The 11220-nt window shown below is 43.5% G+C and carries 5 protein-coding genes, 21 tRNA genes and 1 rRNA gene; all 27 read left to right on the top strand.

Annotation, left to right across the window (positions count from 1 at the left end; all coding sequences use genetic code 11):
• Positions 1 to 117: 117 nt before the first annotated feature.
• A 5S ribosomal RNA gene (gene rrf, locus V7201_RS09885) occupies positions 118 to 233 on the top strand.
• 10 nt (positions 234 to 243) lie between these two features.
• Positions 244 to 319 (top strand) — tRNA-Val (locus tag V7201_RS09880).
• A gap of 8 nt (positions 320 to 327) precedes the next feature.
• Positions 328 to 403, top strand: a tRNA-Thr gene (locus V7201_RS09875).
• Positions 404 to 427: 24 nt separating this feature from the next.
• Positions 428 to 503: transfer RNA gene (locus tag V7201_RS09870), tRNA-Lys, on the top strand.
• Positions 504 to 517: 14 nt separating this feature from the next.
• Positions 518 to 602: transfer RNA gene (locus tag V7201_RS09865), tRNA-Leu, on the top strand.
• Between the two features lie 24 nt (positions 603 to 626).
• Positions 627 to 701, top strand: a tRNA-Gly gene (locus V7201_RS09860).
• Positions 702 to 712: 11 nt separating this feature from the next.
• A tRNA-Leu gene (locus tag V7201_RS09855) sits at positions 713 to 801 on the top strand.
• A 20-nt stretch (positions 802 to 821) separates the two neighbouring features.
• Positions 822 to 898, top strand: a tRNA-Arg gene (locus V7201_RS09850).
• Between the two features lie 16 nt (positions 899 to 914).
• Positions 915 to 991 (top strand) — tRNA-Pro (locus V7201_RS09845).
• 17 nt (positions 992 to 1008) lie between these two features.
• Positions 1009 to 1084: transfer RNA gene (locus tag V7201_RS09840), tRNA-Ala, on the top strand.
• A 22-nt stretch (positions 1085 to 1106) separates the two neighbouring features.
• Positions 1107 to 1183 (top strand) — tRNA-Met (locus V7201_RS09835).
• A gap of 42 nt (positions 1184 to 1225) precedes the next feature.
• Positions 1226 to 1302: transfer RNA gene (locus tag V7201_RS09830), tRNA-Ile, on the top strand.
• Positions 1303 to 1322: 20 nt separating this feature from the next.
• A tRNA-Ser gene (locus tag V7201_RS09825) sits at positions 1323 to 1415 on the top strand.
• Between the two features lie 25 nt (positions 1416 to 1440).
• Positions 1441 to 1514, top strand: a tRNA-Met gene (locus V7201_RS09820).
• 38 nt (positions 1515 to 1552) lie between these two features.
• Positions 1553 to 1628, top strand: a tRNA-Asp gene (locus V7201_RS09815).
• A 5-nt stretch (positions 1629 to 1633) separates the two neighbouring features.
• Positions 1634 to 1706, top strand: a tRNA-Phe gene (locus tag V7201_RS09810).
• A gap of 40 nt (positions 1707 to 1746) precedes the next feature.
• Positions 1747 to 1822: transfer RNA gene (locus V7201_RS09805), tRNA-His, on the top strand.
• Positions 1823 to 1828: 6 nt separating this feature from the next.
• A tRNA-Gly gene (locus tag V7201_RS09800) sits at positions 1829 to 1902 on the top strand.
• Between the two features lie 3 nt (positions 1903 to 1905).
• A tRNA-Ile gene (locus V7201_RS09795) sits at positions 1906 to 1979 on the top strand.
• Between the two features lie 21 nt (positions 1980 to 2000).
• A tRNA-Asn gene (locus V7201_RS09790) sits at positions 2001 to 2075 on the top strand.
• A 3-nt stretch (positions 2076 to 2078) separates the two neighbouring features.
• Positions 2079 to 2169 (top strand) — tRNA-Ser (locus tag V7201_RS09785).
• Positions 2170 to 2172: 3 nt separating this feature from the next.
• Positions 2173 to 2244, top strand: a tRNA-Glu gene (locus tag V7201_RS09780).
• Between the two features lie 1053 nt (positions 2245 to 3297).
• On the top strand, positions 3298 to 5256 hold the full coding sequence (gene glgB, locus V7201_RS09775) for a 1,4-alpha-glucan branching protein GlgB (protein ID WP_335376574.1): 1959 nt from the start codon (positions 3298 to 3300) through the stop codon (positions 5254 to 5256).
• Positions 5174 to 6322 carry a glucose-1-phosphate adenylyltransferase gene (locus V7201_RS09770; protein ID WP_335376573.1) on the top strand — a complete coding sequence of 383 codons (1149 nt, stop codon included), beginning with the start codon at positions 5174 to 5176 and terminating at the stop codon, positions 6320 to 6322. The genes glgB and V7201_RS09770 overlap by 83 nt, the downstream gene beginning before the upstream one ends.
• A gap of 23 nt (positions 6323 to 6345) precedes the next feature.
• Positions 6346 to 7377 carry a sugar phosphate nucleotidyltransferase gene (locus V7201_RS09765; RefSeq protein ID WP_335376572.1) on the top strand — a complete coding sequence of 344 codons (1032 nt, stop codon included), beginning with the start codon at positions 6346 to 6348 and terminating at the stop codon, positions 7375 to 7377.
• On the top strand, positions 7374 to 8825 hold the full coding sequence (glgA, locus tag V7201_RS09760; protein ID WP_335376571.1) for a glycogen synthase GlgA: 1452 nt from the start codon (positions 7374 to 7376) through the stop codon (positions 8823 to 8825). Before V7201_RS09765 ends, glgA begins: the two co-directional genes overlap by 4 nt.
• Positions 8815 to 11217, top strand: coding sequence for a glycogen/starch/alpha-glucan phosphorylase (locus V7201_RS09755; RefSeq protein WP_335376570.1), 2403 nt, complete (start codon positions 8815 to 8817; stop codon positions 11215 to 11217). Before glgA ends, V7201_RS09755 begins: the two co-directional genes overlap by 11 nt.
• The last annotated feature ends 3 nt before the right edge of the window (positions 11218 to 11220 follow it).

The raw sequence follows: 11220 nt of genomic DNA, 5'->3' as shown, positions 1-11220 counted from the left end.
AAATAGATTACTCGTTCTTCTAATTCTTCTTACACATTATCTAGTTTTGAGGGAATGAAAAATTCCTCTTGCAAATTGCATAAAAGACGATATAATAGATATTGTCTTTAAAAAATGTCTGGTGACGATAGCGAGAAGGTCACACCCGTTCCCATACCGAACACGGAAGTTAAGCTTCTCAGCGCCGATGGTAGTTGGGGGTTTCCCCCTGTGAGAGTAGGACGTCGCCGGGCAGTTTCAAATGGAGGATTAGCTCAGCTGGGAGAGCATCTGCCTTACAAGCAGAGGGTCGGCGGTTCGATCCCGTCATCCTCCACCATTACATTTGCCGGTGTAGCTCAATTGGTAGAGCAACTGACTTGTAATCAGTAGGTTGGGGGTTCAAGTCCTCTCGCCGGCACCATCTTTAACCTAATTACAAACGTACGAGCCATTAGCTCAGTCGGTAGAGCATCTGACTTTTAATCAGAGGGTCGAAGGTTCGAGTCCTTCATGGCTCACCATTTCAACTTTATATGCGGGTGTGGCGGAATTGGCAGACGCACCAGACTTAGGATCTGGCGCCGCAAGGCGTGGGGGTTCGACTCCCTTCACCCGCACCATTTTTTCTAAAAAAAAATATGTATGCGGAAGTAGTTCAGTGGTAGAATACAACCTTGCCAAGGTTGGGGTCGCGGGTTCGAATCCCGTCTTCCGCTCCAAAAGTTCCTTAGCCGGGGTGGCGGAACTGGCAGACGCACAGGACTTAAAATCCTGCGGTAGGTGACTACCGTACCGGTTCGATTCCGGTCCTCGGCACCATTTTCGATTTAACATCATATGCGCCCGTAGCTCAATTGGATAGAGCGTCTGACTACGGATCAGAAGGTTATGGGTTCGACTCCTTTCGGGCGCGCCAATATTTTACTCTATATCGGGGAGTAGCTCAGCTTGGTAGAGCACTTGGTTTGGGACCAAGGGGTCGCAGGTTCGAATCCTGTCTTCCCGACCATGCTACTGATATAATATGGGGCCTTAGCTCAGCTGGGAGAGCGCCTGCCTTGCACGCAGGAGGTCAGCGGTTCGATCCCGCTAGGCTCCACCATATCTTTTTGAAAATTTAATTTGGCGGTGTAGCTCAGCTGGCTAGAGCGTACGGTTCATACCCGTAAGGTCGGGGGTTCGATCCCCTCCGCCGCTACCAATTTTACAATCTGGTTGAACCTATTCAATCTAGGCTAAACATGGACCTTTAGCTCAGCTGGTTAGAGCAGACGGCTCATAACCGTCCGGTCGTAGGTTCGAGTCCTACAAGGTCCACCATATATTGTTTGTTATTTCACGGAGGTATACCCAAGTCCGGCTGAAGGGATCGGTCTTGAAAACCGACAGGCGGGTAACACCGCGCGGGGGTTCGAATCCCTCTACCTCCTCCATAATTTAATTTGCATTTATTACCGTCGCGGGGTGGAGCAGCCCGGTAGCTCGTCGGGCTCATAACCCGAAGGTCGCAGGTTCAAATCCTGCCCCCGCAATTAAGTTTTTTTCAAGTAATACATTTGAAAAAAACTTTGGTCCCGTGGTGTAGCGGTTAACATGCCTGCCTGTCACGCAGGAGATCGCCGGTTCGATCCCGGTCGGGACCGCCATTTGTGGCTCAGTAGCTCAGTCGGTAGAGCAAAGGACTGAAAATCCTTGTGTCGGCGGTTCGATTCCGTCCTGAGCCACCTTTATTTTTTTTTAATTTAATATGCATTTTGAAATATGGCGATTGTGGCGAAGTGGTTAACGCACCTGATTGTGGTTCAGGCATTCGTGGGTTCGATTCCCATCAGTCGCCCCATTTTTTGCGGGTGTAGTTTAGTGGTAAAACCTCAGCCTTCCAAGCTGATGATGAGAGTTCGATTCTCTTCACCCGCTCCATAAGGGCCTATAGCTCAGCTGGTTAGAGCGCACGCCTGATAAGCGTGAGGTCGATGGTTCGAGTCCATTTAGGCCCATTTTTTTTATCATTTTATTATTCCGCAGTAGCTCAGTGGTAGAGCACTCGGCTGTTAACCGAGCGGTCGTAGGTTCGAATCCTACCTGCGGAGCCATATGGGGAAGTACTCAAGAGGCTGAAGAGGCGCCCCTGCTAAGGGTGTAGGTCGGGTAACCGGCGCGAGGGTTCAAATCCCTCCTTCTCCGCCATAAGGCCCCTTGGTCAAGCGGTTAAGACACCGCCCTTTCACGGCGGTAACACGGGTTCGAATCCCGTAGGGGTCATAAGGAAAGCTGTTAGCAAAATTGCTAACGGCTTTTTTTCTTTTTGGCTAAGTTAACCTTATTTGTTGATTTCCGCTCCAGCCATCCGCTTTCCTCGGAAGAAATGTGAAAAAGCCTTACAGTAGGCTTTTCATAGACCAAATTCTACTTTGGCGGGGCCCGGGGCAGCCATGTCAATGGACGCGCCTTAGGTTTGAGATGATACTCAGGCGGTCATTTTCACCTATGTACCACAAGACGCGTTCATCCAGCAGAACTTTGAAATGCTTCCTCAATTACCTGCCCACGAAGGAAATGGGATAGCATTTTCAAGGGGTCTCGCGCCGTCCACATAATTCAACAGGTGTTTCTAAAACCTCAATTGCTTTTAATACATCCTTCGGTTAAAAGAGCTTTAAGACAGACTGAACCAAAAAGTTAGCTGTTTTTTTACTAATTCACTAATTCCTAAACAGATTAAACACAATTTAGGTTTAATAAAATCTTGCATTGGGTAAATAAGAATGATTTTAGGTTCAATAAAATCGGAATTAGGTAAATCAATCGAACTTCCAGTTAGTTAAATCATTAAGCAACCAGATAACGCCAGGTTTTCTTTATACAAATTGCGTAGGGCTCCTAGGTGTATATCTTTTATCTATATATAGTACAAAACCTCCTTATCCACTAATAAAGAATGTGATATTCGCCTCATAAAATTCAATAAGTAATAAGGAACTTCTAAGTAGAAATGAAAACGTTATCATATTAATAATATTTTTACTGCTATTACTATCTTTCATCTGAGTGATTTCAACATTTCCTCTGAAAAAATATTATTCTCTTCTCATGATCAGCAAACTTTCCTTCAACATAATTCGCGTAATTGGAAGATTTAGTACATTAAAGCGCTACCAATTGTCAGTGTTTGTCGATATTAATATTATATTAAGTTTTATTGTCGAAATATTAAAAAAATGTTTACAAGGATTTCGCGCTGCTAACTAGAATACTACTGAAAAAGGGTGTTTCCAAAAATATTAAGCATGTTCTAATAAAGGCAGGTGGAAGGGTTTGGTAATCAATCCTACAGAGTTTGAATTGCATCTATTCCATGAAGGCACTTTGTACCAGAGTTACAATTTATTTGGTGCGCATGTCATTAAAAATGAATCTAATACATATACTCGATTTTGTGTGTGGGCTCCAAACGCCAGGGCTGTGAGTCTGGCAGGGGACTTTAATCAATGGGATGGAAACGGTTTTGGTTTGCACAAAGTGAATAATGAAGGTGTATGGCAGATTGTACTAGAAGGCGACCTCTCTGGGACGATTTATAAGTATGAAATCACAACCCAGGCAGGTGAGAGGTTTTTAAAGGCAGATCCATACGCGTTCTTTTCAGAGCTTAGGCCGAATACAGCTTCAATTGTTTATCCACTCGAAGGTTATAAATGGAGTGATTATAAGTGGCTGCAGAAGAGGGAGAGGAAAAGCAGCCTGGAGGAACCTATGTATATCTATGAGCTGCATGCAGGCTCCTGGAAAAAGGCAGCAGATGGCTCTTTCCTTACTTACCGTGAACTGGCAGATGAGCTGATTCCATATATTTTAACGCATGGATATACACATATCGAATTATTGCCACTAACTGAGCATCCGCTCGATATCTCCTGGGGCTACCAATCTACCGGTTATTTCTCTGTTACTAGCAGATATGGCACCCCGCATGATTTTATGTATTTCGTTGATTTATGCCATCAAAATGGAATTGGAGTAATCCTTGACTGGATTCCAGGACATTTTTGCAAGGATGCGCATGGGCTGTACCAGTTTGATGGCAGCTATGTTTATGAATATCAATATGAAAATGATCGTGAAAATCGTGTCTGGGGAACGGCCAATTTTGACTTGGGAAAAACAGAGGTCCAAAGCTTCCTGATTTCCAGTGCTTTATTCTGGCTTGAAAAATATCATATTGATGGCTTTAGGGTTGATGCTGTGGCTAATATCATCTACTGGCCTAATTCAGTTCAGACTGCTAATCCGAATGGAGTGGAGTTTTTAAAGAAGCTGAATAGGGCTGTAAAGGTATATGAGCCTGCTGCTTTGATGATTGCTGAGGATTCGACTGATTGGCCTCAGGTGACAGCTCCTGTGGAGTATGGAGGGCTTGGTTTTACATACAAGTGGAACATGGGATGGATGAATGACACATTAAAGTATATGGAGACAGAATCACATGAAAGGAAGCATATACATGATAAAGTAACTTTTTCTCTCTTGTATGCCTTTTCTGAGAACTTTGTTCTTCCTTTTTCACATGATGAAGTGGTCCACGGTAAAAAGGCATTGCTTGATAAAATGCCTGGAGATTACTGGCAAAAATTCGCGCAGCTCAGATTATTGCTTGGCTTCTTGGCAGCACATCCTGGGAAAAAGCTGACTTTCATGGGAACTGAGTTCGGACAGTTCTCTGAATGGAAAGACCAGGAGCAGTTGGACTGGAGTCTGCTTGATTATGAAATGCATCAAAAAATGAACGTTTATGTGAAGGAGTTAATGAAACTTTACAAACGTTCAAAGCCATTATATGAAGTGGACCAGAGCTATGAAGGGTTTGAATGGATTGATGCGGATAACCATGAGCAGTCGATATTTTCCTTTATTCGAAAAGGAAAGAACCCGGAAGAAATACTTGTGATTGTCTGCAACTTTACTGAAAAATTATACAGCGATTATAAGATCGGAGTACCAAGGCCAGGTGAGTACCGGGAAATAATGAACAGCGACTCCCCGCCATATGGGGGCTCTGGTTTTATCAATAAAAAGGTGATTGAAGCGAAAGAAATAGCCTTCCATGGAAGGCCATATTCTATAGAAATGAATATTTCTCCATTCGGAATTTCGATTTTACGTCCTGTTATCAAAAGAAAGGGGAGAAACAATCATGCAAAAGAAGAAATGCGTAGCAATGCTGTTGGCAGGAGGAAAAGGAAGCCGGCTGCACTCATTGACAAAGAACCTAGCTAAGCCAGCTGTCCCTTTTGGCGGCAAATATCGGATCATTGATTTCCCTCTTAGCAACTGCACGAATTCGGGAATCTTTACTGTTGGTGTATTGACACAGTACCAGCCGCTTTTACTGAACTCTTATATCGGGATAGGAAGTGCGTGGGACCTTGACAGAAAGGATGGCGGTGTGACTGTGCTGCCGCCATACGCTGAAACATCCGAGGTGAAATGGTATTCCGGAACCGCAAGCGCGATCTATCAAAATTTGAATTATCTCTACCAATATGACCCTGAATATGTGCTGATTCTTTCTGGTGACCATATTTACAAAATGAATTACGAACTGATGCTTGATTACCATATTGAAAAGAGTGCGGATGCTACCATATCTGTCATCGAGGTACCGTGGGAGGAAACAAATCGTTTTGGCATTATGAACACCGATTCTGAATTGAAAATTACTGAATTTGAAGAAAAACCTGAAGATGCAAAAAATAATCTTGCTTCTATGGGGATTTATATTTTTAAATGGAGCGTTTTAAGGGAATATCTGATAAGGGATGATCAAAATCCTGAATCAAGCCATGACTTTGGCAAGGATATCATTCCTTTAATGCTAAAAGAAGAAAAGAAACTTTTTGCCTATCCATTTAAAGGATATTGGAAGGATGTAGGAACTGTTCAAAGCCTGTGGGAAGCGAATATGGATTTATTGGACCGGAACTGCGAATTGAACCTGTTTGATCAGTCATGGCGAATCTATTCAGTAAACCCTAATCAGCCGCCGCAATACATTTGTCCGGAAGGCGAAGTGACGGATTCTCTTGTCAATGAGGGATGCAAAATTGAAGGGGAAGTATCCAAGTCAGTTGTCTTTCAGGGAGTGACAGTAAGGAAGGGTGCTGTAGTAAAGGAATCGGTGATTATGCCGGATGCGGTGATCGGACTTAATTGCAGGATTGAAAAAGCCATTGTATCCCCAGGAGTACGTGTGCCAGACGGAACAATTATTGGACCGGGACTTGATAGTAATGAAATCACTTTAGTATCGGAAGAGACAATCGGAGAATTGCAGTCTAATTGATCCGATTACGGGAGGAAAGAGAAATGAACAAACAATTATTGGGAGTAATAGACGCAACAACAGTTCACGACGATCTCCAAGAACTGGCTCTTCACCGATCTGTTGCAGCCATACCATTTGGCGGGCGATATCGTTTGATTGATTTCATCCTATCCAATATGGTGAATTCAGGCATCAATAGCGTGGCGATTTTTCCGAAATTTCAATACAGGTCACTGATGGACCATTTAGGATCAGGAAAGAACTGGGATTTAAACCGCAAAAGGGATGGCTTGTTTTTCTTCCCTACGCCTAATCTGGATCAGCCCCATCATCCAGGAATAGGGTCGCTTGACCATTTTGCCGATAATATCGACTTTTTCGAACGCAGCACACAGGAGTATGCGTTAATCTCCAATTCGTATACTGTTTTTAATATGGATTTTCAGCCGTTGCTTGACTGGCATCTAAAATCGGGTTGTGATATTACTGAAGTACAGAAGGACGGAGCTTCGCTTGGCATATACCTCGTTAAGAAAACCCTTTTGATGGACTTGATTGCTACAAGAAATGAAACAGGGTATTCGACCATGAGAGATGTCGTAACAGATATCGATAGCCAGTTTAAGCTTTGCTATTTTCAATGTGATGGTTATGCACTAATGGTAGATACAATTGATAAGTATTATACTGCCAGCATGGATTTGCTGAATCCTGAAGTATGGAAGCAGCTATTTCCTAAAGAGCGGCCAATTTTAACAAAGGTCAAGGATGAGCCTCCTACCCGCTATGAAAAAGAGGCATCCGTCCGGAACTCAATGGTAGCAAACGGCGGGCTGATTGAAGGAACCGTGGAGAACAGCATCATCGCAAGGGGAGTCAAAATCGGGAAAAATACAGTTATCCGTAACTGTATCATCATGCAAAAAACACAAATTAAGGAGAACTGTATTTTGGAATCGGTTATTGTCGATAAAGATGTGCGCATTGAAGCAGGTACTGTTATTACAGCGCCAGAAGGTTCACCAGCTGTCATCCGAAAAGGTACGGTTCAGGGAGTGAGGACTGGATCGTGAAAGTATTGTTTGCAGTTTCGGAGTGTGTCCCATTCATCAAGTCTGGCGGTTTGGCAGATGTTGCCGGATCTCTGCCCAAGGAATTAAAAAAGCTGGGAGCAGATGTAAGGGTGATTTTGCCGAAGTACGGGATGATTCCGGAAAAATTCCGCTCTGAAATGAAGCAAGTGAAAGAGTATAGCGTACAGGTAGGCTGGCGCTCCCAGTATTGCGGGATTGAAACGCTGGTTTACGAGGGAGTTACCTTTTACTTTGTTGACAATGAATATTACTTCAAACGGGATTCGCTTTATGGCCATTATGATGATGGTGAACGTTTTTCCTTTTTTAATCGAGCGGTACTCGATTTTATCGCTGAAGTTGAATTTTTTCCTGATGTCATTCATTGCCATGACTGGCACACAGGGATGATCCCCTTTTTATTGAGGACAGAATATTATAAGAAGCCTGGCTATGGATTAATCCGTTCAGTATTCACGATTCATAACCTTCAGTTTCAGGGCATTTTCCCTCGTGAAATTCTCGGTGACTTGCTGCACATTGACAGCCGTTATTTCAATAAAGAGCAGCTTGAGTTTTTCGGCAACGCTAATTTCATGAAGGCTGCTTTAATTTCTGCTGACCATATTACTACTGTCAGCCCTACTTATAAGGATGAAATCCAGACAGCTTACTATGGAGAAAAGCTTGATGGTATTTTGAGAAAGAGACGTGAAGACCTGACAGGAATTTTGAACGGAATTGATCACGATTTGTATGATCCTAAAACATATGCTGGTCTTGCCAGCAACTTCAGTCCGGAATCATATGAATTGCGAGTAGAAAATAGGCTAGATATTCAGCGGTTTTTTGGACTTCCGGAAAGCAGAGAAATACCAGTTGCAGCGATGATAACCAGATTAACAAAACAAAAAGGACTTGATTTAGTCACAGGTGTATTCCATGAAATAATGGCGACTGGAATACAGTTAGTAGTCCTGGGTACAGGAGACCCTGAATTTGAACAATTCTTCAGGGATATGTCAGAAAAATATCCTGAACAATGCAAGGCATATATTGGCTTTGATGAAGATTTGGCTCATCAGATTTATGGGGGCGCTGATATCTTCCTCATGCCTTCACAATTTGAACCTTGCGGGCTGAGCCAGATGATTGCGATGCGTTATGGGGCGGTTCCTGTTGTCAGGGAAACGGGCGGCCTGAATGACACTGTCCAGCCGTATAATGAGTTTAACGGTGAGGGGAACGGTTTTACCTTCAAAAATTTCAATGCCCATGACATGCTGTTTACAATTGAAAAAGCAATATCACTCTTCCGCCAAGAAGAAAAATGGGAAAGACTGGCCAGAAATGCCATGGAAACAGATTACAGCTGGGCACAATCAGCTAAACAATACAATGAGTTGTATTCTGATCTCATCTCAAGGAGTGAATCGCATGTTTTCTAGTGTTCCCAAATTCAAAACCACTTTCTTGAAAAAGCTTGAGATGATGTTTGGAACCAGCTTCGAAGAGAGCACAAGCCGGGAGCAGTTCCAGACTCTCGGGCATATGATCAGGGAGCATGTGAGCGCAGACTGGATCAAGACGAACGAACTGTACCGCGCAGGAGCAAAGAAGCAGGTATATTACTTGTCAATCGAATTCTTGCTGGGTCGTTTGCTTCGCCATAATCTTATTAATTTGGGCGTTGAGAAAGTGGTATGTAAAGGACTTGAAGAACTGGGGATCGATCTGGACCACCTGGAGGAAATCGAAGCGGATGCTGGGCTTGGCAATGGCGGGCTCGGCCGTCTGGCTGCTTGCTTTCTGGATTCACTTGCCTCGTTGGATTTGCCAGGTCATGGCTGTGGAATCCGTTATAAACACGGGTTGTTCGAGCAGAAAATTGTTGATGGGTATCAAGTGGAGCTTCCTGAACAATGGCTTCGTCACGGACACGTATGGGAAGTACGCAAAGCAGACGATGCGGTTGAAATCCCATTTTGGGGTGAAGTCGAAAGCCGGATGGAAAATGGCCGCCTAGTGTTCAGGCATTTAAATGCTGAGACGATCATGGCTGTTCCTTACGACCTGCCTGTCATCGGTTACCAGACTGAAACAGTCAACACCTTGAGGCTCTGGAATGCGGAACCATCCAGGTTTCCGGCTAATGCTGATATTTTCAAGTATAAAAAGGATACAGAATCCGTTTCCGAGTTTTTATATCCTGATGACACACATGATGAAGGCAAGATCCTTCGCCTTAAACAGCAATATTTCCTTGTAGCAGCGAGCCTTAAGGCAATCGTGCAATCTTTTAAAAAGAAGAATAAGAGCTTGCTAGAGTTCCATGACTATGTCAGCATCCATATTAATGATACTCACCCTGCGATTGCTGTTCCTGAATTGATGAGGATATTGATGGATGAGGAAGGGCTCGGCTGGGATGATGCATGGCATATTACCGTTGAAACACTTTCATACACAAATCATACGACTCTGGCAGAGGCACTTGAAAAATGGCCGATCAGGATATTCAAACCGCTGCTGCCTCGGATATTTATGATTGTCGAGGAAATAAACGAGCGTTTTTGCAAGCAGGTTTGGGAGCAATATCCTGGTGAATGGGGCAGGGTTGAAAGTATGGCTATTATTGCTCATGGAGAGGTCAGGATGGCTCCTTTAGCTATTGTTGGCAGCCATAGTATCAATGGTGTGGCCATGCTCCATACAGAAATATTAAAAAATCGCGAAATGAATTTATTTTATCAGTTATATCCTGAGCGCTTCAATAACAAGACAAATGGAATCACCCATCGCCGCTGGCTATTGAAAGCCAACCCGGAATTGTCTGGGTTGATTTCGGATTCAATTGGAGCTGAATGGATTTCAGCACCTCAACAGCTTGAGGAGTTAATGAGGTTTAGAGAAGATTCTGCTTTCCTTGATAAAATGCATGCTATTAAACAGGCAAATAAACTGAGATTGGCAAACAGGATCTTTGATAAAACTGGTTTGAAAATTGATACTGAATCGATTTTTGATGTTCAGGTAAAAAGGCTGCATGCATATAAGCGCCAGCTGCTGAATGTCCTCCACATCATGCATTTGTATAATGCTCTTAAGGAGGATCCTGAAGCTTTATTGTATCCGCGGACTTTCATTTTTGGAGCAAAAGCTTCACCAGGTTACTACTTTGCTAAAAAGGTCATAAAATTGATTAATAGTGTTGCCCACAAGGTAAATAACGATCAAGCCGTAAATGAGAAGCTAAAGGTTGTCTTCCTCGAAAACTATCGGGTGTCTTTGGCAGAAGAAATCTTCCCTGCTGCGGATATCAGCGAGCAGATTTCAACAGCAAGCAAGGAAGCTTCCGGAACGGGTAACATGAAATTCATGATGAATGGTGCATTGACGCTTGGTACCCTTGATGGTGCCAATGTGGAAATCAAAGACTTGGTTGGCCGGGATAATATCTTCCTGTTTGGCTTGACCGCTGAAGAAGTGCTGGATTACCAAAACAATGGCGGTTATCATTCACTCGAATATTACCATCATGACAAGCGTATCCGTGAAGTGGTGGATCAGCTGATTAATGGATTTTTCCCGGATACAGAGAATCATTTTACTGAGATCTACGATTCCTTGCTTGGTCACAATGACCAATATTTTGTTCTGCGAGATTTTGATTCCTATGCCACTGCCCATCAGGAGGTTAGCAGGAAATATTTGGACCGCAATGCCTGGCTGCAGATGAGCCTCGTTAATATTGCAAAGTCAGGATTTTTCTCAAGCGACAGGACCATTACCGAATATGCGGACCAGATTTGGAAAATAAAGTCTTCCCTAAAGGTGTAAACT

Source organism: Bacillus sp. JJ1122 (genome assembly GCF_036964885.1).
Taxonomy (GTDB): Bacteria; Bacillota; Bacilli; order Bacillales; family Cytobacillaceae; genus Mesobacillus.
Note: the sequence above shows the minus strand (reverse complement) of the source record. Positions and strands in the feature narration are given on the sequence as shown.